The sequence below is a fragment of the Aquicoccus sp. SU-CL01552 genome (genome assembly GCF_040365005.1).
Classification (GTDB): domain Bacteria; phylum Pseudomonadota; class Alphaproteobacteria; order Rhodobacterales; family Rhodobacteraceae; genus Antarcticimicrobium.
In genome coordinates, this window is the sequence record NZ_BAABWV010000012.1 from 143,024 (window position 1) to 168,054 (window position 25,031).

The 25,031-nt window shown below is 66.2% G+C and carries 23 protein-coding genes; 9 read left to right on the forward strand and 14 right to left on the reverse strand.

The genetic code is table 11. The annotated features are described in order from the left end of the window. Positions 1 to 2,022, forward strand: coding sequence for a capsule polysaccharide biogenesis protein (locus ABWV23_RS14605; RefSeq protein ID WP_353349009.1), 2,022 nt, complete (start codon positions 1 to 3; stop codon positions 2,020 to 2,022). Between the two features lie 13 nt (positions 2,023 to 2,035). Here ABWV23_RS14605 and ribD read toward each other — a convergent pair whose 3' ends face one another. From ribD to ABWV23_RS14620, 3 genes are all read right to left on the reverse strand, one after another. Further along, the gene (gene ribD, locus ABWV23_RS14610; RefSeq protein WP_353349011.1) at positions 2,036 to 3,133 is read right to left on the reverse strand and encodes a bifunctional diaminohydroxyphosphoribosylaminopyrimidine deaminase/5-amino-6-(5-phosphoribosylamino)uracil reductase RibD; all 1,098 of its coding nucleotides are present in this window, start codon (positions 3,131 to 3,133) and stop codon (positions 2,036 to 2,038) included. Continuing rightward, a complete protein-coding gene (gene nrdR, locus ABWV23_RS14615; protein ID WP_353349013.1) occupies positions 3,130 to 3,597 on the reverse strand; it encodes a transcriptional regulator NrdR in 468 nt (155 codons plus the stop codon). Before nrdR ends, ribD begins: the two co-directional genes overlap by 4 nt. A gap of 271 nt (positions 3,598 to 3,868) precedes the next feature. After that, a complete protein-coding gene (locus tag ABWV23_RS14620) occupies positions 3,869 to 4,681 on the reverse strand; it encodes a hypothetical protein (RefSeq protein ID WP_353349015.1) in 813 nt (270 codons plus the stop codon). A 214-nt stretch (positions 4,682 to 4,895) separates the two neighbouring features. Here ABWV23_RS14620 and infC point away from each other — a divergent pair, with 214 nt between their 5' ends. Further along, entirely contained in the window at positions 4,896 to 5,489 is a 594-nt protein-coding gene (gene infC / locus ABWV23_RS14625; protein WP_502901658.1) for a translation initiation factor IF-3, read from the forward strand. 221 nt (positions 5,490 to 5,710) lie between these two features. Here infC and ABWV23_RS14630 read toward each other — a convergent pair whose 3' ends face one another. From ABWV23_RS14630 to ABWV23_RS14680, 11 genes are all read right to left on the reverse strand, one after another. Beyond that, entirely contained in the window at positions 5,711 to 6,061 is a 351-nt protein-coding gene (locus ABWV23_RS14630) for a phasin family protein (RefSeq protein WP_353349017.1), read from the reverse strand. 59 nt (positions 6,062 to 6,120) lie between these two features. Next, the gene (locus ABWV23_RS14635) at positions 6,121 to 6,684 is read right to left on the reverse strand and encodes a hypothetical protein (RefSeq protein ID WP_353349019.1); all 564 of its coding nucleotides are present in this window, start codon (positions 6,682 to 6,684) and stop codon (positions 6,121 to 6,123) included. A 93-nt stretch (positions 6,685 to 6,777) separates the two neighbouring features. Then, positions 6,778 to 7,563: an FAD binding domain-containing protein gene (locus ABWV23_RS14640; protein ID WP_353349021.1), complete on the reverse strand. Its 786-nt coding sequence runs from the start codon at positions 7,561 to 7,563 to the stop codon at positions 6,778 to 6,780. 100 nt (positions 7,564 to 7,663) lie between these two features. Continuing rightward, positions 7,664 to 10,027, reverse strand: a complete 2,364-nt coding sequence (locus tag ABWV23_RS14645) for a xanthine dehydrogenase family protein molybdopterin-binding subunit (RefSeq protein WP_353349023.1) — start codon at positions 10,025 to 10,027, stop codon at positions 7,664 to 7,666. 97 nt (positions 10,028 to 10,124) lie between these two features. Next, a complete protein-coding gene (locus ABWV23_RS14650; RefSeq protein ID WP_353349025.1) occupies positions 10,125 to 10,610 on the reverse strand; it encodes a (2Fe-2S)-binding protein in 486 nt (161 codons plus the stop codon). Positions 10,611 to 11,029: 419 nt separating this feature from the next. Further along, positions 11,030 to 12,037 (reverse strand): molybdopterin-binding protein, encoded by a 1,008-nt coding sequence (locus tag ABWV23_RS14655; RefSeq protein WP_353349027.1) that lies wholly within the window; start codon positions 12,035 to 12,037, stop codon positions 11,030 to 11,032. Further along, positions 12,034 to 13,008 carry an XdhC family protein gene (locus tag ABWV23_RS14660; protein WP_353349029.1) on the reverse strand — a complete coding sequence of 325 codons (975 nt, stop codon included), beginning with the start codon at positions 13,006 to 13,008 and terminating at the stop codon, positions 12,034 to 12,036. The genes ABWV23_RS14655 and ABWV23_RS14660 overlap by 4 nt, the downstream gene beginning before the upstream one ends. A gap of 270 nt (positions 13,009 to 13,278) precedes the next feature. Continuing rightward, positions 13,279 to 13,875 carry a DUF6691 family protein gene (locus tag ABWV23_RS14665; protein ID WP_353349031.1) on the reverse strand — a complete coding sequence of 199 codons (597 nt, stop codon included), beginning with the start codon at positions 13,873 to 13,875 and terminating at the stop codon, positions 13,279 to 13,281. A 3-nt stretch (positions 13,876 to 13,878) separates the two neighbouring features. Next, positions 13,879 to 14,430 (reverse strand): YeeE/YedE thiosulfate transporter family protein, encoded by a 552-nt coding sequence (locus ABWV23_RS14670; protein ID WP_353349033.1) that lies wholly within the window; start codon positions 14,428 to 14,430, stop codon positions 13,879 to 13,881. 120 nt (positions 14,431 to 14,550) lie between these two features. Next, entirely contained in the window at positions 14,551 to 15,807 is a 1,257-nt protein-coding gene (locus ABWV23_RS14675) for a vWA domain-containing protein (RefSeq protein ID WP_353349035.1), read from the reverse strand. A 12-nt stretch (positions 15,808 to 15,819) separates the two neighbouring features. After that, positions 15,820 to 16,728 carry an AAA family ATPase gene (locus ABWV23_RS14680; protein WP_353349037.1) on the reverse strand — a complete coding sequence of 303 codons (909 nt, stop codon included), beginning with the start codon at positions 16,726 to 16,728 and terminating at the stop codon, positions 15,820 to 15,822. 201 nt (positions 16,729 to 16,929) lie between these two features. Between ABWV23_RS14680 and ABWV23_RS14685 the strand changes: the two genes are divergently transcribed. The 7 genes from ABWV23_RS14685 to ABWV23_RS14715 form a co-directional block, all read left to right on the forward strand. Further along, on the forward strand, positions 16,930 to 17,958 hold the full coding sequence (locus tag ABWV23_RS14685) for a glycosyltransferase family 2 protein (protein WP_353349039.1): 1,029 nt from the start codon (positions 16,930 to 16,932) through the stop codon (positions 17,956 to 17,958). Continuing rightward, entirely contained in the window at positions 17,958 to 20,333 is a 2,376-nt protein-coding gene (locus ABWV23_RS14690) for a glycosyltransferase family 2 protein (RefSeq protein ID WP_353349041.1), read from the forward strand. The genes ABWV23_RS14685 and ABWV23_RS14690 overlap by 1 nt, the downstream gene beginning before the upstream one ends. A gap of 8 nt (positions 20,334 to 20,341) precedes the next feature. Then, the gene (locus tag ABWV23_RS14695) at positions 20,342 to 21,403 is read left to right on the forward strand and encodes a glycosyltransferase family 2 protein (RefSeq protein ID WP_353349043.1); all 1,062 of its coding nucleotides are present in this window, start codon (positions 20,342 to 20,344) and stop codon (positions 21,401 to 21,403) included. A gap of 102 nt (positions 21,404 to 21,505) precedes the next feature. Then, positions 21,506 to 21,895 carry an MAPEG family protein gene (locus tag ABWV23_RS14700; RefSeq protein ID WP_353349045.1) on the forward strand — a complete coding sequence of 130 codons (390 nt, stop codon included), beginning with the start codon at positions 21,506 to 21,508 and terminating at the stop codon, positions 21,893 to 21,895. A gap of 138 nt (positions 21,896 to 22,033) precedes the next feature. After that, entirely contained in the window at positions 22,034 to 23,128 is a 1,095-nt protein-coding gene (locus ABWV23_RS14705) for a phosphoadenosine phosphosulfate reductase (protein ID WP_353349047.1), read from the forward strand. Between the two features lie 57 nt (positions 23,129 to 23,185). Further along, positions 23,186 to 24,226, forward strand: a complete 1,041-nt coding sequence (pyrC, locus tag ABWV23_RS14710; RefSeq protein WP_353349049.1) for a dihydroorotase — start codon at positions 23,186 to 23,188, stop codon at positions 24,224 to 24,226. Between the two features lie 199 nt (positions 24,227 to 24,425). Then, positions 24,426 to 25,031, forward strand: a 606-nt coding sequence (locus ABWV23_RS14715; RefSeq protein WP_353349051.1) for a hypothetical protein, incomplete at its 3' end; no start/stop codon positions are given.

Here is a 25,031-nt window from a genome sequence, read left to right on the forward strand (position 1 = left end):
ATGACCGGCCCGGATGGCACGGCACAGGCCGGGGGCAATCGCCCCCGGCTTTTCGTTTACAACGGCGGCTTCCTGACCCAACGGCGGATCCGGCGCATTCTGGCGCTGTCAGGCTACCGCATCCGCCTTGGCCGGCCGGGCCCCGAGGACGCCGTCGCCGTCTGGGGCGCCAGCCCGACCGCCCATCGCGGCCTTTCGGTGGCCGCCAAACACGATGTACCGGTGCTGCGGGTCGAGGACGCCTTCCTGCGCTCGTTGCATCCCGGCCGCGCGGGCGAGCCGCCACTCGGCCTCGCGCTCGACTGGTCGGGGGCCCATTTCGATCCCGCCACGCCCTCGGACCTGGAACAGATCCTCGCTACCCACCCGTTGGACGACAGCGCGCTGCTCGACCGCGCCCGCGATGCCATCGCCCGCATCCGCGAGGGCGGCCTGACCAAGTACAGCGGTTTCGACCCCGACGCCGCGATGCCCGAACCGCCCTATGTGCTGGTGATCGACCAGACCCGGGGTGATGCCTCGGTCACCGCCAGCGGCGGCAATGATGCGCTGTTTCGAGAGATGTTGGTCTTTGCCCAACTCGAACACCCCGGCATGCCGGTGGTGATCAAGACGCACCCCGAAACCCGGGCCGGCTATCGCCCCGGGCATTTCGGCCCGCAGGACGAGAACGACCGCATCCGCCTGCTGAGCGATCCGGTCAACCCCTGGGCGCTGATGGAGGGCGCGGTGGGGGTCTATACCGTGTCGTCGCAACTGGGGTTCGAGGCGATCTTTGCCGGCCACAAGCCCCGCGTCTTCGGCCAACCGTTCTATTCCGGCTGGGGCCTGACCGAGGATGAAAACCCGGTCCCGCGCCGCCAGCGCAGCCTGACCCGCGCCCAGCTTTTCGCCGCCGCTATGATACTCTACCCGACCTGGTACGACCCCTACCGCGACCGCCTGTGCGAGTTGGAATGCGTGCTCGACACGCTCGAGGCGCAGGTCCGCGCCTGGCGCGAGGACCGGCACGGCTGGACCGCCTCGGGGATGCGGCTGTGGAAGCGCCGGTCGTTGCAGGCGATGTTCGGGCGCCACGAACGGGTGATCTTTTCCGACGACCCGGCCAAGGCCGGGGCGACCGGTCGCCGCCGCATGGTCTGGGCCGCGCGCGCCGATGCACAGGACGGCGCTCGGGACGACGCCGTGCGCGTCGAGGACGGCTTTCTGCGCTCGCGCGGGCTGGGCGCCGAGCTGGTGCCGCCGCTGTCACTGGTGACCGACGATCTGGGCATCTACTACGACCCGCGCCGCCCCTCGCGGCTGGAACAGCTGATCGCGGCCCGCGCCGACCTGCGAACCGATCAACTCCTGCGGGCCGAACGGCTGATCGCCGCGCTCACCGGCGCCGGGCTCAGCAAATACAACCTGGGCGGAAAAACCTACGACCTGCCCCCCGGTCCCCGCATCCTCGTCCCCGGACAGGTCGAGGATGACGCCTCGATCCGTACCGGCGCGGGAGAGGTGAATACCAACCTCGCCTTGTTGCAGGCCGCGCGCACGGCCAACCCGGATGCGGTGATCGTCTACAAACCCCACCCGGACGTCGAGGCCGGGCTGCGCCAGGGCACCACCGAGGTCGGCACGCTGGCCGACGTCATCGCCCCCCACGCCGACCCCGCCGCCCTGCTGGCGCAGGTGGACGAGGTCTGGACCATGACCTCCCTGATCGGGTTCGAGGCACTGTTGCGCGGGGTGCAGGTCACTACCCTCGGCACGCCCTTCTACGCCGGCTGGGGCCTGACCCGCGATCTTGGAAAGGTTCCGGCCCGGCGCCACGCTCGCCCCACCCTCGCCGGGCTGGTGCATGCGACCCTGATCGACTATCCGCGCTACCGCGACCCGCTCACCGGCCTGCCCTGCCCGGTCGAGGTCATCGTCGAACGGTTGCGCAGCGGAACGGTGCCCCGCCCCGGCATCGCCAACCGCACCTTGTCGAAACTGCAGGGGGTGTTTGCCACCTACGCCCACCTCTGGCGCTAGCCCACCGGGCGCGTTACCCGGACCGGGTCCAGCGCAGCATCGCGTCCCCGTCCAGGTTGCGCACCTCCGACAGGGCAAAGCGCGGCGCCTCGGCCAACCGGCCCAGCCCCAGCGCCCCGATCGAGGGCACCCCCTCGGCACCGATCGCCAGCCCGGCGGTGAAGGTGACCAGTTCATCGACCATGTCCTCGGCCAGCAGCGAGGCCGCCAGCGCGCCACCGCCTTCGCAGAACACCCGCGTCAGCCCGGCGGCGCCCAACTGGCGCAGCACGTCCATCGGATCAAGCTGAACGCCCTTCACGCCACAGGGCAACAGGCGCGCGCCCAGCCCCTCCCAGGCGCGGACCCGTTCGGCATCGGCGCAGGGACCATGACAGAGCCACACCGGCACCTCGCCCGCGCCGCGCGCCAACTGACCCATCAGCGGCAGGTCCAGATGCCGCGACACCACCACGCGCACCGGCTGATGCGTCACCCCCAGGTCGCGCACCGTCAGCGACGGATCATCCGCCCGCGCCGTGCCCGCACCCACCATCACCGCATCATGCCGCGCCCGCAGCCCGTGCACCGCGCGCCGCGCCTCCGGTCCGGTAATCCACTTGCTCTCGCCGGTCGCGGTCGCGATCCGCCCGTCGAAACTGGAGGCCAGCTTCAGCGTCACGAACGGCCGGCCCTGCTCGGTGCGCAGGAAAAAACCCGCGTGATCCTGCGCCGCCTGGTCGGCCAGCACGCCGGTGGTCACCTCGATCCCGTTCATGCGCAGCCGCTCGAACCCCTGGCCGGAGACGCGCGGATCGCTGTCCTGCACCGGGGCCACAACCCGCGCGATGCCCGCCTCGATCAGCGCGTCGGCACAGGGCGGCGTCTGGCCATGGTGCGAACAGGGTTCCAGCGTGACATAGGCGGTGGCGCCGCGCGCCGCCGCGCCGGCCTGCGCCAGCGCGATCGGCTCCGCATGCGGCCGCCCGCCCGGCCCGGTCCAGCCGCGCCCAACGATGCGCCCCTCGCGCACGATGACACAGCCCACAGCCGGGTTGGGCCAAGTCCTGCCCTGACCGCGCCGACCCAGCGACAGGGCCAGCGCCATGAACCGTGTATCGGTGGCGCTCACTCGTCCGGGGCCGGGTCTGGGCGCAGCTCGTGAACGAAGCTCTCGAAATCGTCCGCCGCCTGGAAGTTCTTGTAAACGCTGGCAAACCGCACATAGGCAACGGTGTCGATCCGGGCCAGCGCCTCCATCACGATCTCGCCGATCTTCTTCGACGGGATGTCGGTGTCGCCCATGCTCTCCAGCCGCCGCACGATGCCGGAAATCATCTGGTCGATCCGCTCGGGATCGATCGGTCGTTTCTGCATCGAGATGCGGATCGAGCGTTCCAGCTTGTCGCGGTCGAAATCTTCGCGCTTGCCGTTGGTCTTGATCACCACGAGGTCGCGCAGCTGCACCCGCTCATAGGTGGTAAAGCGCCCGCCGCACGCCGGGCAGAACCGCCGCCGCCGGATCGCCGCGTGATCCTCGGCCGGGCGCGAATCCTTGACCTGCGTGTCTATGTTTCCGCAAAACGGGCAGCGCATCTGCCGTCCCCCTCGTCTATTTGAAATGCCTCTCGTTGTGGGCGCTAGGGCACACTTATCCACAACTATAGGCGAGCCGCTAGAGTTTGGGTAGGGGGGAAATGAGACCGCTACAATTAGGCCCCTTCACTGCCCGTGACACGGGGGAAGGCCCCTTTGAACGCGGCGGCACCGACCACCGGTCGGGTCGCGCAACAGCCGCCGCACAAAAGAAAACCGCCCGGTCACGAGGTCAGACCGGGCGGCTTCCGCTTGATCGCTTGACCTGTGGTTACAGTCCCAGCGCCTCGCGAACCTTGCCCAGCGCCGTCGCGAGCAGCTCGGGATTGTCCTTGGCCTTTTCGACCCCGGTTTTCAGCAGGAGTTTCTGCGTCACGTCGAGCGAGGAGTTGTCGATCGCCTCGACCACCTTGTCGGCGTCAAAGCCCGCCACGCTCAGCCAATCGGCAGCACCGGTGGCGCCATCGACGACCGCGTCGGTGGCGGCCTCCGTGGCGGCGCCAACGGCCGCGTCGGCGGCCCCGTCAACGGCGGTTTCGACTGCCCCCGATGCGGTCCCGGCGACCGTATCCGAAACCGTATCCGACACGGCACCGGACACGGCCCCCGAAACGGCGCCGGACACGGTGTCGGTGACCTCTTCGGTGACTCCCTCGATCACCTCGTCAACCTTGTCCCCGGCGGCCTCGACCGCATCCCCGGCCACCTCTTTCGCCACGTCGCCGGCGGTGCCCAGCGCGCTTGCCGCGTCGTCCACGGCCTCTTCGACCGCCTCAGCGGCGTCATCGGCCATATCTTCGACCGCCTCTGCGGCGCCTTCGGCCATGTCTTCGGCTGCCTCTGCGGCGTCATCGACCGCCTCTTCGACGTCCTCCGCCACGGTCTCGACCTCGTCAACGGCCTCCTCGGTGACATCCTCGACTGCGGCGCTATCCTCCACCGCGTCGGGCTCCTCGATCGCCTCCGGTGCCGGCGCGCTCACCGGCTCGGGCGCGGGGGCCTCGGGCGCGGTCTGGTCCTGGTACACATAGTACCCCGCCCCCAGCGCGCCGACGACGATCACCACCCAAATCAGTTTGTTCATTGCACATGTCCTCTTGCAAACTCAGGCCCCGGGCCAGGTATCCGGCCCGCGTTCCGGCGGCCTGTCCGGGGATTTCGGCCCCGGCCACGGATCCGCTCCGGCCATCGCCCCTCACCTGAGGCCTCTCCGATCCGGGTACAAGGGGGAATTCCCCGCGTTTCCGCCCCCTCCGCCCGCAATTTGCCGCTTGAATCGCCGCCCGCCCAAGTTTACCGTGCGAACTCGGATTCCCCTTGAAAACAATCGAAGGAACAAACCCATAGCTCGCAGACCTCACAACGCTCCGCCGACCCGTGACACCGGCCCGCGCGTCAACGACAAGATCCGTGCCCCCGAGATCCGCCTGATCGGAGCCGAAGGCGAGAACGTCGGCGTCGTCTCCCCTGCCAGGGCGATGCAAATGGCCGAAGAGGCCGGGCTCGACCTGGTCGAGATTTCGCCGAACGCCAACCCGCCGGTCTGCAAGATCATGGATTTCGGCAAGTTCAAGTACGAACAGCAAAAGCGCGAGAGCGAAGCCCGCAAGAAGCAGAAGATCATCGAGGTCAAAGAGGTCAAGTTCCGGCCCAACACCGACACGCATGACTACGAAGTCAAGATGCGCAACGTGGTCAAATTCCTCGAGAACGGCGACAAGGTTAAGGTCACCCTGCGCTTCCGCGGTCGCGAAATGGCACACCAGAACCTCGGGCGCGAACTGCTCGAACGCGTCGCCGAGGACGTCAAGGAACTCGGCAAGGTCGAGAACATGCCAAAGATGGAAGGCCGCCAGATGATCATGATGGTCGGCCCGCTTCCGCAGAAGTAACGCCCCGTCACGGCACCAAAGATACCCGGCCCCCGCCCACGCGGGGGCTTTTTCATGTCAGGGAGCCGGACCGCATCCTGCTCCCTGCCCCTGTCATCCCGGACCTGATCCTGTCATCCCGGACCTGATCCGGGACCCCACGCCAAACCCCCGGCACAAAGGCCGGGGGGACAGGGTGCGACGACCGGCTGGACAGGCCGTGAAACGGCCCGCCCTGCGCCTTACTTGCCGCCGTCCATCGCCGTCTTGCCCATCTCGATGAGCTTGCCGGTCTCCTCGCTGTAGCGGTTGATCATGCGCTGCAGGAACTCGCCCTGGATCTCGTGCATCTCCTTGAGATCCTTGCAATGCAGCAGCTTGTGATACAGCTCCACGTCCGCCTGCACCCGCTGGGTATAGAACTCCAGCATCTCGGTGCCCATGTCGCTCATCCGCTCCATCCAGTCGCCGCCCATGAACGCCATCGCGTTCATGCCCATCTTCTGGTACATCGCCGTCAGGTCCGCCATCGCCTGGGTGGCGCTGGCGAGGTTGTCGTCGGGCGTCGTCTTGGTCGTCTTCCTGGTTGCCATTCTCGGCCTCCTATTCGGTTGCCGGGCCGGTCCGACCGGCCCGATGCAGTTGCAAGAACTCACTCGCTCCAATCATGCACATGAACATCCTTGCCGGAATGCTCTTTCATGATCTGCACCGCCAGGCGCTGCTTTTCTGCATCCGAAACGCGCACCCAGAGCAGAATGCCGCCGTTCTCGATCTGCGCCTGGTAGTAATCGCGGTGATGCTTGTCGGCGCGCCGCGCCAGCAGCGCCCCCACCACGGCCGAAGGGCCGCCCCCGATGGCGATCGCCGCGATCGAGGCGGCCAGCGTGCTGGCCGGGTTCAGCATCGCCAGCATCGCGATGTAGGAGCCGAGGAAAAAGAAGCCGCCGGCAATGCCGCCCTCCAGCTCGCCCATCGCCTCTTCCGAAACAAAGGCCGCCCGCGGCGCCCGCGGGTCGTCTTCAAGGTCCTTGGCCTGCCAATAGGTCTTGCCGAGCTTTTCCTCGATGGCGCCCTTGCCGCCCAGCAGGCTGATGTCATGGCGACTGAACCCCGCGATCATCAGGTCATAGATCGCCTGTTGCAGGGTCTCGAAACTGTCGAACACCCCGACCGCCTCGGGAATGTCGATATAGGTGGTCTTGTCTCCGGTCATCGTCGCGCGCCCTCCTCGGCTTTCAGCAGGGCCATCCTACACGCGAACGACCCCGGCCGGATTGAGCCATGTCAATCCAGCCGGGGCATGGCCTCACAGCATCGCCGCAACCGCGCGCTTGGTCATCACCTTGACCAGATGCGCCCGGTATTCCTTGCTGCCGTGCATGTCGCCGATCATGTTCGCCGGGTTGATCGCCAGGTCCATCAGCGCGTCGGTGCGGAAATCATGGTTCAGCGCCGCCTCCGCCTCGGTCCAGCGGAACACGCCCTCCTCCGAGGCGCCGGTCACCGCCACCCGCACGCCATCGGCATATTTCGCGGCAAAGACCCCGACCAGCGCAAAACGCGAGGCCGGCTGCTCGAACTTCTGGTAGCTCGCCGCCTGCGGCACCGGAAAGCGCACCTCGGTGATGATCTCGCCCTCTTCCAGCGCGGTGGTGAACATGCCCTGGAAATAATCGTCGGCAGCGATCTCGCGGGTGTTGGTCACGATGGTCGCGCCCGAGCCCAGCGCCGCCGAGGGATAACAGGCCGAGGGGTCGTTGTTGGCCAGGCTGCCGCCGATGGTGCCCCGGTTGCGCACTGCCGGATCGCCGATATTGCCCGCCAGCGCCGCCAGCGCCGGATAGGCCCCGGCCTGTGCGGCCACCGTGGCATGGGTGGTGCCGCCGCCGATGGTGACGGTGCCGCTGGCAGCGCTGACACCCTGCATCTCGGCGATCCCCGTCAGGCTCACCAGCTTCGACGGCATTGCCAGCCGCTGCTTCAGCGTCGGGATCAGGGTCTGCCCCCCGCCCAGCGCCTGCGCCTCCTCCATGCCCAGCGCCGCCACCGCGTCGGCCACCGTCGCGGGCTTCTCGAACTCGAAATTGTACATCTCGCTCATCCTTCCCGAAGATCCCGGGGCCGCGCCCCGCCTTCTTCTCTTTTCAAATACTCCGGGGGTCCGGGGGCAGCGCCCCCGGTCCCGCCCTCGATCAGCCGTGCATCGCCTGCCAGACCCGGCTCGGGCTCAGCGGCATGTCGATATGGGTCACGTCGCGTCCGGCCGATTGCAGCGCATCGACCACCGCGTTGACCACCGCCGGCGGGCTGCCGATGGCGCCGGCCTCGCCACAGCCCTTGACCCCCAGCGGGTTGTGGGTGCAGGGCGTCTGGCAGGAATGATCGACGCTGTAGAACGGCACGTCATCGGCGCGCGGCATGGCATAATCCATGTAGGACGCGCTCAGCAGCTGGCCGTTCTCGTCATAGACCGCCCCCTCCAGCAGCGCCTGCCCGATGCCCTGGGCCAGCCCGCCGTGGACCTGCCCCTCGACGATCATCGGGTTGACCACGTTGCCGAAATCATCCGCCGCCGCGAACCGCTCGATGGTGACCTTGCCGGTCTCGGGATCGACCTCCACCTCGCAGGCATAGGCACCCGAGGGATAGGTGAAGTTGGCCGGGTCATAGAACGCGGTCTCCTCCAGCCCCGGCTCGATCTCTTCCAGCGGGTAGTTGTGCGGCACATAGGCGGCCAGGCAGACATCGCCCCAGGCCACCGATTTGTCGGTGCCCGCGACGCTGAACGCCCCGTCCTTCAGCTCGATATCGGCCTCGGCGGCTTCCATCAGGTGCGCCGCGATCTTCTTGGCCTTGGCGATGATCTTCTCGGTCGCCCGGAACATCGCCGAGCCGCCCACCGCAAGGCTGCGCGAGCCATAGGTGCCCATGCCCATCGGCGTGTTGGCGGTGTCGCCGTGCACGATCTCGACCATGCTCTCGTCGATGCCGATCATCTCGGCGATCACCTGCGGAAAGCTGGTCTCATGGCCCTGGCCGTGGCTGTGGCTGCCGGTCATCACCACCAGGCCGCCGGTGGCATTGACCCGCACCGTGGCGCTCTCGTACAGCCCCGCGCGTGCGCCCAACTGGCCGACAAGGTTGCTGGGCGCGATGCCGCAGGCCTCGATGTAGCAGTTGACGCCAAGCCCGCGCAGCTTGCCCTTGGCCTCGCTCGCCTCCCGGCGCTTGGCAAAGCCCTTGAAGTCGCCCATCTCCTCCAGCTTGTCCATCGTCGCATTGTAATCGCCGGTGTCATATTCCACCGCCACCGGGGTGGCATAGGGAAACTCGGTGATGAAGTTCTGCCGCCGCAGCGCGATCGGGTCCACGCCCAGCTCTCGCGCCGCCTTGTCGATCACCCGCTCCAGCTGATAGGTGGCCTCCGGCCGCCCGGCGCCGCGATAGGCATCGACCGGCACCGTGTTGGTGAACACCGCCTTGACGTTCACGTAGATCAGCGGCGTCTTGTAGTTGCCCGCCATCAGCGTGCCATGCAGCCAGGTCGGAACCGAGGGCGCGAAGGTGCTCAGATAGGCCCCCATGTTGGCCAGCGTATCGGTGCGCAGCGCGGTGAAATTGTTGTCGGCGTCCAGCGCCAGTTCGATCTTGGTCACGTGATCGCGCCCATGCGCGTCCGAGATGAACGCCTCGGAGCGGCTGGCGGTCCATTTCACCGGCCGGTTCAGCGCCTTGGCCGCAAAGGTACAGAACGCCTCCTCGGCATAGTGAAAGATCTTGGTGCCGAAACCGCCGCCCACGTCCGGCGCCACCACACGCAGCTTGTGCTCGGGAATGCCCAGGACAAAGGCCCCCATCAACAGCCGGATCACATGCGGGTTCTGGCTGGTGGTATACAGCGTGCTGTCGTCGCTGGCGCGGTTGTAATCGCCCACCGCCACGCGCGGCTCCATCGGGTTGGCGATCAGCCGGTTGTTGACCAGTTCCAGCGTGGTCACATGCGCCGCCTTCTGAAACGCCTCCTCGACCGCCGCCTTGTTCTCCTCGACGAAGCCCCAGTCATAGCACAGGTTGCTGGTCAGATCATCGTGCACCTTGGGCGCGCCATCCTCCAGCGCCGCCTTCATGTCCACGACCGCCGGCAGATCCTCGAGGTCGACCTCGATTGCCTCGGCGGCATCGCGGGCCTGTTCGCGGGTCTCGGCAACGACGGCGGCGATCGGATCGCCCACGTGCCGCACCTTGCCCTGCGCCAGAACCGGGTGCGCCGGCTCCTGCATCGGTTGGCCGTGCCTGTCGGTCACCTGCCAGCCGCAGGGAATGCTGCCGACGCCTTCGAAATCCGCGCCGGTAAAGATGCGCAGAACGCCGGGCATCGCCGCCGCCGCCGTGGTGTCGATCCCGTTGATCTTTCCGTGCGCCAGGTCCGAGCGCAGGAAATGCACATAGGCCTGGCCCCTGATGTTGATGTCGTCCGTGTAATTCCCGGTTCCGCTCAGGAACCTTACGTCTTCGCGCCGCTTGGGGCTGGCGCCGATACCGTGATCCTTCGGCATGTCTCGTGTCTCCTCCCTGTGATGGATAAGCGGCCCGCGCTGCCCCTGCGTTCCATGCAGGCGTCAGGGCCGGGCGCCGCCCTCCGTCATGTCCCTGTCATTCCGCCGCGATGGCGCTCACGTCCTGTCCGCTGGCCGCCATGATCGCCTTGACGATGTTGTGATAGCCGGTGCAGCGGCAGATGTTCCCCTCCAGGTAATCGCGAATCTCCGCCTCGCTGGGCTTGGGATTTTCCTTGAGCAGCGCCGCCGCGCTCATCACCATGCCCGGCGTGCAGAAGCCGCACTGCAACCCGTGATGATCCTGGAACGCCTGCTGGATCGCGTTCAGTGTCCCGTCCGGGGCGGCCTGCCCCTCGATAGTGGCCACATCCGCGCCCTCGGCCTCCAGCGCCAGCATGGTGCAGCTTTTCACCGCCGCACCGTCCACATGCACCACGCAGGCGCCGCACTGGCTGGTATCGCAACCCACGTGAGTGCCGGTCATCTCCAGCTGCTCGCGCAGGAACGACGACAACAGCGTCCGCCCCTCCACGTCGCCGCTGACGGGCTTGCCGTTCACGGTCATCGAGACCTGTGTCATGAATTCCTCCCAATTGATCAACTCGTCTGTCGAGGCGAGTTAAACACGCGGATGCCGCGTTGAGAACTGAAATCTTCGGTTGAATTTCCCATGGTGCCACAACCCGCCGACAAGGCACCGAGGGGCTGAGCCAAGTTGAGGCCAAGGCGCGCGGATCGTGACGCTTGTTCGTGGGGAAACCGGCAAGACTCCGTATGCCCTCCCCTTGCGCGCCCCTTGCATGACGTGGCCCCCGAAATCGCCTTTCGACAGCACCCCGGCCCTTCCCCCGACCTGTCGCCCCGGCCTCCGAGCCGGGGTCCGAGCACGGGAGCAACGCGACGCCGATCCGAATTGTACAAAACACACCTAAAATACCCCAACCGGGCCGACACGACCCTTTTGGACAGGCCCAAATCGTACAAAATGGTCCCGAAATCCTACGAAACAGCCTTGCGCCCGGCCCGTGGCTGTGGCCGTGTCGGGATCTCCTTGAGCAGCCCGCCAACCCCCATCGCCGCGATATCGTCGGCCGTCACCTCAAGCCCGCAGGCGACCCGGCTCAGCACCCAATCCGCCCCGTTCAGCGCGGGCGAGCGCGCGCAGCCCGGCAGACCGATCACCGGACGCCCGGATAATTCACCCAAAAACAAAAGGTTACCCGGATCGACCGGCATCCCGAACCGCTCCACTCGGCCGCCCGCCCGGCGCAGCGCCAGCGGCGCGACATCGTCGATATCCATCGTCGCCGAGCCGGTCAGCACCAGCACCATCTGCCCCTCGGCCCGCTTTATCGCATCAGCCAGTTCCTCGGTGTCATGCGCCACGGAAACACACTCAACCATCTGAATTTCCAACGCTTTCAGACGCGCGCCGATCACCCTCCGGCCCTTGTCCTCGCTCGGTCCACCCGGCACCCCGGTGATGATGAGCGTGGCCGTCTCATAGGCCGGCCGGGCCAGCCGGATCGCCCCGCGCGCCGCATCACAAGCGCCTCTAACCTCTTGTTCTGAAACCGCAAAAGAGATCACCTTGATCGTCGCCACCATGCCGCCCGGCGCCATCTGCTGACACTCCGGCACCGTCGCGATGGTGATCATCGGCGCCACCCGGTTGAACGCCTCCAGCGCCGCCACGTCCAGACAGGCTACCCCCGCCCCGTTCGCCACCACGTTCACCCGCCCGGTGAACGGTGCCGTCAGCCGAAGCCCGACCGCTTCCGGATCGGGCACCAGCGCGGCGGCGAGCCGGCCGGCCGCCGCGTTCTCATGCACGTCTCCGGGGTCCAGCCGGGCGACAATCACCTCCTCGACCCCAGCTGCGCGAAGCTGATCGACGTGTTCAGCTTCCAGCGCCAAGCCCTTCTTCAATCTATGTTTTCCAAGCTTGACGGAATGCGCGAGAAGGGCCCCCTCGGCCTGTGAAACCGCGACCGGGCCGAACTTCATTCCGCCCGTCCGCGCAGCACCGCCGTCATCTCCGCGAGGATCGAAACGGCGATCTCCGCCGGCCCGGCGGCGCCGATATCAAGGCCGATCGGCCCGTGAATCCGCCCGATCTCCGCCTCGGTGAACCCCTCCGCCTTCATTCGCTCCACCCTCTTGGCATGGGTCCGGGTCGAGCCGAGCGCACCGATGTAGAAACACGCCGCCCGCAACCCCGCCTCCAGCGCCGGATCGTCCAGTTTCGGATCGTGGGTCAGCAGCACCAGCGCGGTCCGCGCATCCAGCCCCAGGTGCGCGACCGCCTCGTCGGGCCAGTCGTGCAACAGGGTCACGTCGGGAAACCGAGCGGGCGAAGCAAAGGTCTCGCGTGGGTCGATCACGGTGGCGTCATAGCCCGCGATGCGTGCCATCGGCACCAGCGCCTGGGCGATGTGAACGGCCCCGACCACGATCAGGCGCAGCGGGGGATTATGAATGGAAACAAAGGTTTGCCCGTCATCTTCAAAGCCGGAACGATCCATCCGCATGCGTTCGGGATAGGCATCGTGCAACAGCCGGCGTACCCCGTCCGCGAGGTTCACCTCATAGGCCACCGCCTGCCGGTCGGCGCGCGCCGCGACCAGTTCGGCCAGCAGATCCTCGGGCATGGCCGTGCCCACCGGTTCGACCAGCACCCGGATGGTGCCGCCACAGGCCAGCCCGACAGCAAAAGCATCGCCGTCGCTCACCCCAAATTCCAGCATCCGGTGTTCGCCCGCCTCCATCGCCTCCTGCGCCTCGACGATCACCGCGCCCTCGACACAGCCGCCCGAGACCGATCCGGCAATCTCGCCATCGCCGGAGATCGCCAGTTGCGCCCCCACCCGGCGCGGGGCGCTGCCCCAGGTCTCGACCACGGTGGCCAGTGCCGCGCCGCGCCCGGCGCGGTGCCAGGCAAGGGCGGTTTCGGGAATGGTATCAAAGGTATCGGTCATGATCGCTCCCATGATGCGGGTCAGGGGGCAATCGTTGCCTGACCGGCGCAGATCACCATAGGCGATGCAAGTCTCTTGCGGCAAGATGGTGGTGCATGCGGTCGGCGTCCCGACCGGCCGCCGGTCGCAATCAGGATCCAAGACCGGGGCGTAGCTGGTTGGTATACTTGAAAAAAGCGGCCCGGCAGGAACACGCAAACCGGGTCGCCAAGGCGTGGTCGCCGGGGACGACCACGATCCCGGGGCCAGTCAGGCCCCGGAATTCCGATGTCATTCGGCGGGTTGATGCGCCGCGCCGCCGTGCTGGCCGGCCAAGCGATCCGGCAGCGCAAAGGCAAGCGCGACAAAACCCAGCCCCAGAACGATGCCAAGGATGTCCCCCGGCAGGGCGGTGAGGCCATCGAACTTCGATCCCGGAACGGTGCCCAGGGTCACCTTGCCCCCGGCGAAACTGTCGAGCAGCCCCGATGCCTTCCACGACGGGTAGGTCACCATGTAGGCCGCCGCCCCCAGCAACCCGCCGGCGATGAAGAACAGCGCATCCTTGCGACCGGCCCCCGCCGCGACCACGCCGGTGCCGGGGCAGAAGCCGGCCAGCGCCCAGCCGGCGCCCAGCATCAACCCGCCGATGAAGACGCCGATATAGGCCGCCTTGACCGACATGTGCCCGACCTCGACAAGGCCCAGCATCTGGCCGCCAAACATCAGCACCGAGCCGACACCGATGGCCAGCAGGATGGTCTTGGCCAGCGCAAGGTTGGTCAGGTTCAGCATCCGCCCGATGATCGTCGGATTGGTGGCGCCGACCCGGTCGAGCACGAAGCCGAACAGGCCGCCGATGACAACTGCGAGAATGATCGAGGTCATGGCTCAGGCCTCCTTCTTGTAAAGCAACATGGCCACCGGCACCGCCGCCGCGAAGGCGCCCAGCGCAAAGATGTAGCCCGAGAGCGAGGTCTGCATCATGCCCGACATCATGTGCCCCGAGGTACAGCCGCCGGCCAGCCGCGCGCCGTAAAGCACGATGAACCCGCCGATGAAGACCGCGATGTTGCGCTTGGCCGCGCTATCCCCGAAGTTGGCACGCCAGAGCGCCGGCATGGTCTTTTCCGCCGTGTCCAGCCCGCCGCGCAGCATCACCGAGACAAAACCGCCAACGACCATCGCGATCACGAAGACAAAGCTGTAGTTCAGCGGGTTGGCGACCGACTTGGCGTATTTTCCGCCCGACTTGGCCAGATAGGCGTTGGTCGAGGTATAGCCCTCGTCCGTTTGCGTCACCAAGTCGGGGTTCGCCAGGTCGGCGATGATCCCGTCGAGGATGACGAATTGTGTCGAGACACCGATCGGCTTGACCAGCAGGACCGCGGCGAAGAACACCAGCCCCAGCAGCAAGCCGCCGATTTTCCAGTTCAGCGTCATGTCCATTCCTTTCGCAAAAATGCTTCATTGTGCGAAAGTATTAATCACATTCCAATTACGGAATGATTCAGATCAAGTACGGATTGGAGCGAACGTGGGTGTACAGGGGGAATCACCCCGCTAGAGCAGTGCCATCAGCCGCGCCTTGTCGCCCGGATCGTCGCGGCGTGACAGCGCCTCGGCCAGATCCTCCAGCGCGGCGATGTTATGACCAGCGCGAAAACTGTCCACATGGGGCAGCATGGCGGCGATGCCCTGCGCCTTTGGCGCAAAACCGTCCCAGCGCAACAGCGGGTTGAGCCAGATCAACTGCCGCGAGGAGAGGTGCAGCCGCTCGACCTCGCGGGCAAGCTGGTCGGGGTCGTCGCGGTCAAGCCCGTCGGTGATCAGCAGCACCACCGCCCCCTGCCCCATCACCCGGCGCGACCAGTCGCGGTTGAACTGATGCAGGCATTCACCGATCCGCGTCCCCCCCTCCCAGTCTTGCGCCTCGGCGCCGGCGGCGGCGAGGGCGGCATCGACATCGCGCTGGCGTAGGTGACGGGTGATGTTGGTCAGCCGCGTGCCGAAGGTAAAGGCATGCACCTTGGCCCAGCCCTGCCCCCGAGCGTTGGAGACCGCGTGCAGGAAATGCAGCACCATGCGGCTGTACTGGCTCATCGAGCCGGAAATGTCGCAAAGCACCACCAGGTTGGGCCAGCGCGGGCGTGGCTCGACCCGGTGCAAGCGGCCCATCTCGCCGCCGCGCCGCATCGCCTCGCGCAGGGATCGGCGCAGGTCATAGCGATGGCCGCCATGGCTGGCTTGTGCCCGGCGCGAGGCGATCGGTTTCACCGGCAGGGTCAGGCGGGCCAACATGCGCTTGGCGCGGGCGATCTCCTCGGTGCTCATCTGTTCGAAATCGAGGCTGCGCAGCCTCTCCTCGCCCGACATGGTGCGCGAGGCGTCGATCTCGATCTGGACCTCTTCCTCGCGCCGGGGGTCCTCGACCTCGGGCAGGTCGAGCTCGGCCCCGTCGAGCAGCGCCTCAGCGGCGCGTTTCTCGGCGGCCTGCGCCGCACGCTCCTCCTGCACGCCGCGCACGGCGGGCAGCATCATCGCCATCATGTGCTCCATGAAGCGCGGATCGCGCCAGTAGAGGCGGAACACCTGGGCAAACACCGTGGCCTGTTCCGGGCGCGAGACGAAACAGGCGCGCAGGGTATAGAAGAAATCGCTCTTCGAGGTGAACCCCGCCGCCTCGACCGCGCGGATCGCGTCGATCACCCGCCCGGTCCCGATCGGCAGCCCGGCCTTGCGCAGGGCCCGGGCGAACCAGAGGATATTGTCGCTGAGCTTGCCGTTTTCCGGGATGTCGAGGGCGGGGTATTCAGGCATGGTGCGAAGGCCTCACGCCGGGGCCAGTTCGGCGCGCACCTCGTCGAGGATTCGCTTGGCCTCGCCGCCCTGGAGGCGCTGGATATCGTCTTGGTACTTCAGGATCGCGCCAAGGGTGTCGGCGATCACCTCGGGGCTGAGGGTGATCACATCGAGCGCCAGCAGGCACTTGGCCCAGTCGATGGTCTCAGCCACGCCCGGTTTCTTGAACAGATCCTCGGTCCGCAGTTTCTGGACAAAGGCCACCACCTCGCGGCTGAGGGTTTCGGTGGCCTCGGGGGCGCGGGCGTGCAGGATCTCGATCTCGCGGTCGAAATCCGGGTAATCGACCCAGTGATAGAGGCAGCGACGCTTGAGCGCGTCATGCACCTCGCGCGTGCGGTTGGAGGTAAGGATGACGATCGGGGCCTCGGGGGCGGCGATGGTGCCAAGCTCGGGGATCGTCACCTGGTAATCCGAGAGCGCCTCGAGCAGGAAGGCCTCGAAGGGTTCGTCGGTGCGGTCGATCTCGTCGATCAGCAGCACCGGCGCGCCATGCTCATCCGGGCGCATCGCCTGCAGCAAGGGGCGTTCGACAAGGTAGTCGGGGCCGAACAACTCTCGCCGCAACAGGTCGCGGTCGGCGTTGCCCTCGGCCTCGGCGGTGCGGATCGCGATCATCTGGGCGGGAAAGTTCCACTCGTAGACCGCGCTGGCGGCGTCCAGCCCCTCGTAGCATTGCAGCCGGATCAGCCGCCGGCCCAGCGCCGCGGCCAGCGCCTTGGCGATCTCGGTCTTGCCGGTGCCGGCCTCGCCTTCGAGGAACAGCGGTCGGCCCAGTTTCAGCGCCAGAAAGGCGACCGTGCCCAGCGCCCGGCCACAGACATAGTCCTGCCCGGCCAGTTGCGCCTGCACCTCGTCGATGGATTGCGGTTTCTGCATGCGGTCCCTCCCTCGTACCGAGGAGGGCATGAGACAGCGCCAGCGTCAAGCCGTTGACCGGCCGACCGCCCCGCCTGATGTTGACGGGCCGCGCGCAAGCTGCGATGATTCGCGCAACAAGATGCGGGCGCGGCACAGGCGTCCGTCGGGGCAGACGGAAACCATCGGCGGCACGATCACCCGCCGGGCTGAGGAGGCAACATGCGGATCACCGCGGTGACCTGCGTGAAGAACGAGGGGCCATTCCTGCTGGAATGGATCGCCTTCAACCAGCTGATCGGGGTCACCGACCACCTGTTCTATTCAAACGATTGCGACGACGGCACTGACCGGCTGCTGGATGCGCTGGCCGCGCGCGGCATCCTGCGGCACCTGCCCAATCCGGCCAAGGGGCGCAACTACCAGATGGAGGCGCTGAAGCACGCCGCGCACCAGCAGGTGGTGAAACAGGCTGACTGGGTCTGGATCGCCGATGTGGACGAGTTCCTGAACATCCATGTCGGGGATCACACCATTCCCGCGCTGATCGCGGCCTGTCATGATCCGCAGGCGATCTCGGTCAGTTTCCAGTTCTTTGCCAACGGTGGAATCGAGACCTTCGAGGATGCGCCGGTGATCGAACAGTTCACCCGCAGCCACGATCCGGACATCTGGTGCGGCGACCTCGCGTCTGAGGTCAAGACACTGGTGCGCAAGGATTTTCCCTTGCAGTACTTTGGCGCGCACCGCCCCTTTTTCAAACGCGGGCTGGCACGGGATCAGCGGCCGCACTGGACCGACGGGTCGGGTCGAACCGTGCCGTACAAGTTCCTGGTGGCCGCCAATCCCGACCGCATCCGCAAGTTTCCCGCCAAGGGCGCGCGCGATTTCGCGACGCTGAACCATTACGCGCTGCGCTCGCTCGACAGCTACCTGGTCAAGAACGACCGCGGCGACGTCAACCGGGAACACCGCGCCTTTGACGATACCTATTGGCGCGAGCGCAACGACCCGGCCTGGCAGGACAAGAGCATCCACCGCTACCTTCCGGCCCTGAACGAGGCGCTTGCGGAAATGAAATCCGACCCCGAGATCGGCGCGCTGCATGACGAGGCAGTTCAACTGCATCGGACGAAACGCGACGCCCTGCTGGAGCAGCCCGCCTATCGCCGGATGCGCGACCAGTTGCGCGCGGCGCCGGTGCTGCCGCCGAAAGAGGCCGCGATGCTGGAGCGGCTGGGGATTAGCTGATGCGAATTTACCTGCATATCGGCCCGCAATACATGGGCGCCCACCGGCTGCATCACCTGCTGGACGCCAAGCGCGCGCAGCTCAGGGGCAAGGGCATCCTGTTTCCCCGCTCCCCGGGATCCCGGAACCACACCCGGCTGTTCATGGCGGTGAGCGATCCCGATCATATCGACCCGCTGCGGTTCAATCGCGGTTTCATCACGCCGGACAAGCAGGCGAAGATGCTTGCCATGTTGGGTCGGACCCTGGCCGAGGACGTCGACAAGGCACGGCCCGAGGCGCTGATCCTTGCCGCCGAGCAACTGGGAAGTTCCCTGCACCGCCGGTCGGAACTGGAGCGGCTCAAGGCGCTGCTGACCCCGCTGTCAGAGGATATCCGCATCGTCGCCCATGTGGACGAGCCGGCCCGCGCGCTGGCCCGCATCTATGCCGGGCAGGTGATGGAGGGGCGCGCCGCGCCGCTGAGCCGAGAGGTGGAGATGGCCGGTGCGGGCGGTGACTGGTGGAAGGACAGCCTTGCCGCCGCGCCCGAGGCCGACCCTGCGGGCGGGCAGTTCCTGGAAACCCAGGCGCCGCCGTTCTGGCTGGACTATGCCGCCCTTGTGCGGTTCTGGGAGGGCGTGTTCGGCGCCGGATCGGTGACGCTGCGCCCGCATGACCCGGCCCGGATTTACGGTGCGGAGGCGACGGAGGAGTTGCGCGCCGCGTTCGATATCGTGCCCACCCTTGGAAAAGCCGATCCGTCGATCGCTCCGGCCCCGCCCTCGGCCGCGACACTGACCCGGGCCCGGTTTCTCAATACCCTGTTGCTCAAGGTTCTGGAGGACCGAAAGCGCATCCTGCCGCGCCCGATGTGGCGCGGGTTCCTCGACGAGATCGCCATCGACGGCGCGCCGCTCTCCCCCGGTGCTCTGGCCCCTGTCTCGGCCCGGTTCGCCGCGGATGGTGCCACCCTGGTCAAGGCACATCCCGCGCTGAACCCGGAGACCTTCCGGCCCGATCCCGCTCTGCCCGACTGGCAGGAGGCCGACCCGGAGCGCGGCTATCGCGCCTCGCACTACCTGCTGGCCTTCCTGCCCCGGATCGACAAGCTCTCGAAGGAAGAGCGCGAGGGGAAGCACGCGGACCTGGCGCAGGTGAACGGCCATGCGCCGGAAAAGGCAAAGCACGGGACGAAGGACAGCGGCGTATTGAGCGCGATCGCCCAACGTCTTTTGCCGCCGGTCGCGGTCGAGAAGTTCCATCACCTGAAAACCTCGCCCTATGCGCCGCACAACCGGCTGGGCGCGGTCAACGAAGAGGAACTGGCCGCCGCTTTTGCGCCAGCCCGGAAAAGAACCCTGGCCGAGGGGTCCTCGGGCAACGTCATCGTCGGCTGCATGAAGAACGAGGCACCCTATATCATCGAATGGGTCGCCTATCACCGAGCCATCGGCATCGACAATTTCCTGATCTACACCAATGACTGCACCGACGGCACCGACGAGATCCTGGGCCGGCTGCAGCAGATGGGCGTGCTCGAGCACCGCAACAACGACGAATGGCGCGGCCAGTCGCCCCAGCAGCACGCGCTGAACATGTCGCTGAAAGAGCCGGTCGTGCGCAACGCCGAATGGCTGCTGCATATCGACGTGGACGAGTTCGTGAACGTGCGCTGCGGCAACGGCACCCTGCAGGATTTCTTTGACCGGGTGCCGCAGGCCACCAACGTGGCGATGACATGGCGGCTGTTCGGCCATAGCGGCGTGCACCGGATCGAGGATGATTTCGTGATCGGCCAGTTCGACCGCTGCGCGCCGACATTCTGCCCCAAGCCGCACACGGTCTGGGGGTTCAAGACGATGTTCCGCAACATCGGCGCCTATCAGAAGATGAGCTGTCACCGCCCCAACAAGCTGTTGGAGGACCAGCGAGACAAGGTGCTCTGGGTCAACGGGTCGGGACAGGACATCACCAAGGAGACGGTGGACAACGGCTGGCGCAGCTCGAAAGGCTCGGTCGGCTATGACCTGCTGCAACTCAATCACTATGCGCTGCGCTCGGCTGACAGTTTCCTGATCAAGCGACAGCGCGGGCGCGCCCTGCACGTGGACCGCTCGATCGGGTTGAATTACTGGATCCGGATGGACTGGGACGACGCCCGCGACGTGACGATCCAGCGCAACCTGCCGCGCCTGCGGCACGAGTACGACCAGTTGATGGCAGACGACCGGCTGCGCACCCTGCACGAAAAGGGGCTGGCCTGGCATCACGCCAAGGCCGCCGAGTTGCACGCCACGCCCGAGTTCGAGGATCTGTACCGCCAGGCGCTGGAGATCCGCCTGACCGGGACCGAGCGCGCCGCCTATGCGCTGGCGCTCGACATGGAAAGCTGAGCGACGCGATGCCAAGTCACCCGAAACGCATCCTTGCCGTGCTGACGGTGCGCAACGAGGGGGCCTTTCTGCTGGAGTGGCTGGCCCATCACCGCGCCGTCGGCTTTACCGATTTCATCGTGCTTTCGAACGATTGCCAGGACGGCACCGACGCGATGCTCGACCGGCTGGACGAGATGGGCTGGCTGGTGCACCTGCGCAACGATGGCCCCCATGACGAAGGCGGCATCCAGTTCACCGGGCTCAAGCTGGCCGACCGGCACAAGCGGATGAAAAAGGCCGACTGGATCATGACCCTGGACATCGACGAATTCGTCAATGTCCATGTCGGCGACCACACGCTCGCGGCGCTGTTCGAGGCGCTGCCCAAGGCCACGGCGATCACCCTGACCTGGCGGTTGTTCGGCAACACCGACACGGTCCGCTTCCGCGACCATCCGATCACCGAGAGCTTCACCCGCTGCGCGCCGGCGGTGATGTACTGGCCCTGGCGGGCGGCGATGTTCAAGACGCTCTATCGCAACGACGGCACCTACCGGAAGCTCGGCGTGCATCGCCCGCGCGCCCCCGACAAGGAGAAGCTGGACCAGGCGCAGTGGTACGATGGCGAGGGTCGCAAGCTGGAGGACCAGTTCAAGCACACCCGCGTGTTCAATACCTATGGCCGATCGAACTATGCGCTGGCACAGCTCAACCATTACGCGCTCGGGTCGATGGAAAGTTTCATCCTCAAGGCCGACCGGGGCCGCGCGGTGCATTCCGACCACATGCTCGACGTGGATTACTGGGTGGAGCGGAATTTCAACACGGAGATCGACACCAGCATCCGGCAGACTGCCCCACTCAGCAGGCCGCTGCGCGAAGAGTTGCACGCCGACGCCGAGCTTGGCCGGCTGCACGCCGAGGCGGTCGCCTGGCGCAAGGCGCGCTTTCTGGAACTGATGGAGCAGGAACCCTACCGCGCCCTGTTCGCCCGGCTGTTGATGACCCCGCCGTCGCGGCCGATCTCGCTGAACTCTGCGCGCACTCTCGCCGGGTTCGCCAATGTCGGGCAGATGAAGGGAGCATAGCGCCGCGAGGACGGGGACGATCCGCGGCACAGCACGCCTTCACATTCCGGTGCCGCCGAAATATGCCCTGGGGCGAATGCGAAATCACGGGAAAATCCGAACATGTCTCTTGCCGTCACCGCGCTTTATGCCGGCCTTCTGGGCCTTTTCTACGTCTTGCTCAGCTTCTGGGTCGTCAAGGTCCGCGTAAAGCAGAAGGTCGCCAGCGGCGACAACGGCAACCCGGTGATGCAGAACGCCATGCGCACCCATGCCAACTTTGCTGAATACGTTCCGATGGGGTTGATCCTGATCGGGCTGGGCGAGGCCCAGGGCATGCCCGCCGTGGCGACCCACACGCTGGGTGCCGCGCTGCTGGTGGCGCGGGTGATGCATGGGTTCGGCATGGGGCGCATGCCCCACACCCCGGCCCTGCGCGGCGGCGGGGCGGCCTTGACCTTCCTCGTGCTGCTGGTGGCCGCGCTTGCCAATATCGGTCACGCGGTGCTCTGAGGCCCGTCGGTTTCCGGCCGGCCCACCACGGAACCACCCGGAAACCGACCCGAGAATTTCGCAATTTGGCCACACTCCGCGCCTAGCCTGACCGTGAAGAAAACCGGCCCGACACGCGGCCGGAGAAATGAGGGCGGCATGACACGGGACCAGGACAGGCAGGACGACAAACAGGACGACCGGCAGGACGATGCGGGGTTGGGTGACGCAGCCCCGGATAACGAAGACTTGGTCACAGAGGACCTAGATGACGCGGGGCTGGACGACGATGGCCCCGACGACGAGGGGGGCATCGACGTCTCTCTCGCCGACCTGAACAAGGCCGAGTGGAAGGCCGCGCTGATCGCGCAGGCCGAGGCCCACGGCATGTCCCAGGAACTGGGCCCGCACCACCTGGCCACCTTCATCGACAAGAAACCGACGCTGCTGGTGACCTTCGAGACCCTGCAGGGCATCCGCACCCTGTCGGAAACCGCGCAACCCTTCGGCTTTGACATGGTCAAGGCACAGGGGTGGTCACATCTGTGCGTAATGTCGAATGGCGACACCTGGTTTCGCGACCCGGCGGTCTATGGATTTTTCGACCAGTTGATCGACGACGGGTTCTTCGAGGATTTCGACCGCGTGCTGTTCTACGGCGCCGGCCCCTGCGGCTATGCGGCGGCGGCGTTTTCGGTGGCCGCGCCCGGCGCCACGGTGATCGCGGTACAGCCCCAGGCGACCCTGACGGCGCGGATGACCGAATGGGACGACCGGTTCGTCGAGATGCGGCGCACCGATTTCTCCGACCGCTACGGCTATGCCCCCGACATGCTGGATGCGGCGGACCACGCATTCGTGCTCTACGACCCGCGTCAGCCGCTGGACGCGATGCATGCCACCCTGTTCGCCCGCTCCAACGTCTCTCGGTTGCGAATGCCGTTCATGGGCGGCGCCCTGCAGACCCAGTTGATCGAGATGAAGCTGCTTTACCGGCTGTTGTCGCTTGCCGGTGCCGGCAAATTGACCGAGCGCAAGTTCCACGAGCTTTACCGCGCGCGGCGCGATCACATGCCCTATCTGCGCAACCTGATGGCGCATCTCGACCAGACCGAGCGGCCCTATTTGACCATGATGCTGTGCCGCAACGTGACCTCGCGCATGTGGGCGCGCCGGTTCCGCCGCCGGCTCGACCAACTCGAACAACTGGCCGAGGAGGGCGTGTTCAAGGCACCGCCGCCCCCGGCGGAATAGCACGGGACGCGCCAAAGCCTCTGGCCCGATCCGCGCGGCTGTGCTAGCGCAGCCGCCATGACCGAAAAGCTGACCCTCCGCCGCCCCGACGACTGGCACCTGCATCTGCGCGATGGCGCCATGCTGGCCGGCGTCTTGCCCGAAACCGCGCGCCATTTCGCCCGCGCCATCATCATGCCCAACCTGGTCCCGCCGGTGGTGACCGGCGCGCAGGCCGCCGGCTATCGCGACCGCATCCTGGCCGCGCTGCCCGAGGGGATGACGTTCGATCCGTTGATGACGCTCTACCTCACCGAAGAGACCGACCCGGCGGATGTGGCAGCAGCAGCCGAGAGCGGGCTGGTCAAGGCGGTCAAGCTCTATCCCGCAGGGGCCACCACCAATTCCGCCAGCGGCGTGAGTGATTTCGACAAGGTGCAGGGCGTTCTGGAGAAGATGGCCGAGATCGGCCTGCCGCTCTGCGTGCATGGCGAGGTGACCGATCCGGCGGTCGATATCTTTGACCGCGAGGCAGCGTTCATCGAGCGCGTGCTCGACCCGGTGCGCCGCACCACGCCGGGGCTGCGGGTGGTGATGGAGCATATCACCACCGCCAACGGCATCGACTACGTGAAATCGCAGGACGACATGGGCGGCACCATCACCACGCATCACCTGGTGATCAACCGCAACCACATCCTCGTGGGCGGCATCCACCCACATTACTATTGCCTGCCGGTGGCCAAGCGGGAAGAGCATCGCCAGGCGCTGGTCGCCGCCGCCACTTCGGGGGACGGGCATTTCTTTCTCGGCACCGACAGCGCCCCGCATACCGATCCCAACAAGGAGAGCGGCTGCGGCTGCGCCGGCTGTTTCACCGCCACCAACACAATGTCGGTTCTGGCCGAGGTGTTCGAGCGTGAGGGCGCGTTGGACAAGCTGGAGGGGTTCGCCGCGCTGCACGGCCCGGCGTTTTACCGGCTGCCGGCAAACGAGGAACGGATCACGCTGGAAAAGGGCGAACCGGTCTCTTACCCGTCTCACATAGAAACCGGGGAAGGCCCGGTCACCGTGTTCGACCCCGGCTTTCCACTGCACTGGCGGGTGATCGGGGCCTGACCGGCAGGCTTTCCCCTGGGGGAGGTAACAGCTTGCCTCGGCGACTGCCCCCTTGAAATATCTCTTATCCTGAGGCTGTTCGCCATTCTCCAAGACAACTTGCTTGACGAATTGTCTATATCTTTCTTAGCCTTGTCCAGAATTGAACCGCCGGCCTCTGGCCGGCGGTCTTGTGTTGATTTGGTAACAGGGCGAACAAATGACTTCAGTTGCATACACCACCTATTATTCGTTGAGCGGATTTTCCTACGATTACAGGGACACCGAGGACCACGAAGATGATTACGGCGTCAGCTTCCACCCAAGTGTGACCTTCAATGTCACGGGCGAGCCTGGCTCGGGTTTCTCTTACGAGGTCGTCGGATACGCTTGGGACGGCTACCCCGTTTTCGACACCACACTTTCCGATGACACCTACGCCCTCGATCTCGACGGCCACGACCTCTACACGCTCGACGTCGATGCCGAAGTCATCGGTATCGACTGGACCAAGGGCGGCATGGATTATTCCACCACGGTGCTGCAACTCCAATGGGACAAGGGCGACGACGCGGAAGGCTATGACCACGGCACCCGCTATTTCTTTGTGCTTGGTGGCGACGACCTGCCCGCGTTCGACTCGATGGCGGACTTCGATGCCTTCGCCGATACCGATACCTATATTACCGACGACTACGTGCACACCACCGGACCGCTTGCCGAAGGCAAGCTGATCGAATGGGGCGATATCAAAAGCGCCACCGTTCTTGGAGCGGATGAGGACATCAGCGGCACTGCCGGCAAGGATGTGCTCTCCGGCGGCTAT

Coding starts and splice junctions, on each gene's coding strand:
- ABWV23_RS14620 (WP_353349015.1), bottom strand. CDS start 4,681: ATGAACAAACTGATTTGGGTGGTGATCGTCGTCGGCGCGCTGGGGGCG.
- ABWV23_RS14640 (WP_353349021.1), bottom strand. CDS start 7,563: ATGTACAATTTCGAGTTCGAGAAGCCCGCGACGGTGGCCGACGCGGTG.
- ABWV23_RS14650 (WP_353349025.1), bottom strand. CDS start 10,610: ATGACACAGGTCTCGATGACCGTGAACGGCAAGCCCGTCAGCGGCGAC.
- ABWV23_RS14685 (WP_353349039.1), top strand. CDS start 16,930: ATGCGGATCACCGCGGTGACCTGCGTGAAGAACGAGGGGCCATTCCTG.
- ABWV23_RS14675 (WP_353349035.1), bottom strand. CDS start 15,807: ATGCCTGAATACCCCGCCCTCGACATCCCGGAAAACGGCAAGCTCAGC.
- ABWV23_RS14635 (WP_353349019.1), bottom strand. CDS start 6,684: ATGACCGGAGACAAGACCACCTATATCGACATTCCCGAGGCGGTCGGG.
- ABWV23_RS14660 (WP_353349029.1), bottom strand. CDS start 13,008: ATGACCGATACCTTTGATACCATTCCCGAAACCGCCCTTGCCTGGCAC.
- ABWV23_RS14700 (WP_353349045.1), top strand. CDS start 21,506: ATGTCTCTTGCCGTCACCGCGCTTTATGCCGGCCTTCTGGGCCTTTTC.
- pyrC (WP_353349049.1), top strand. CDS start 23,186: ATGACCGAAAAGCTGACCCTCCGCCGCCCCGACGACTGGCACCTGCAT.
- ABWV23_RS14645 (WP_353349023.1), bottom strand. CDS start 10,027: ATGCCGAAGGATCACGGTATCGGCGCCAGCCCCAAGCGGCGCGAAGAC.
- ABWV23_RS14670 (WP_353349033.1), bottom strand. CDS start 14,430: ATGACGCTGAACTGGAAAATCGGCGGCTTGCTGCTGGGGCTGGTGTTC.
- ABWV23_RS14655 (WP_353349027.1), bottom strand. CDS start 12,037: ATGAAGTTCGGCCCGGTCGCGGTTTCACAGGCCGAGGGGGCCCTTCTC.
- ABWV23_RS14690 (WP_353349041.1), top strand. CDS start 17,958: ATGCGAATTTACCTGCATATCGGCCCGCAATACATGGGCGCCCACCGG.
- ABWV23_RS14605 (WP_353349009.1), top strand. CDS start 1: ATGACCGGCCCGGATGGCACGGCACAGGCCGGGGGCAATCGCCCCCGG.
- ABWV23_RS14695 (WP_353349043.1), top strand. CDS start 20,342: ATGCCAAGTCACCCGAAACGCATCCTTGCCGTGCTGACGGTGCGCAAC.
- ABWV23_RS14705 (WP_353349047.1), top strand. CDS start 22,034: ATGACACGGGACCAGGACAGGCAGGACGACAAACAGGACGACCGGCAG.
- ABWV23_RS14630 (WP_353349017.1), bottom strand. CDS start 6,061: ATGGCAACCAGGAAGACGACCAAGACGACGCCCGACGACAACCTCGCC.
- ABWV23_RS14680 (WP_353349037.1), bottom strand. CDS start 16,728: ATGCAGAAACCGCAATCCATCGACGAGGTGCAGGCGCAACTGGCCGGG.
- nrdR (WP_353349013.1), bottom strand. CDS start 3,597: ATGCGCTGCCCGTTTTGCGGAAACATAGACACGCAGGTCAAGGATTCG.
- ABWV23_RS14665 (WP_353349031.1), bottom strand. CDS start 13,875: ATGACCTCGATCATTCTCGCAGTTGTCATCGGCGGCCTGTTCGGCTTC.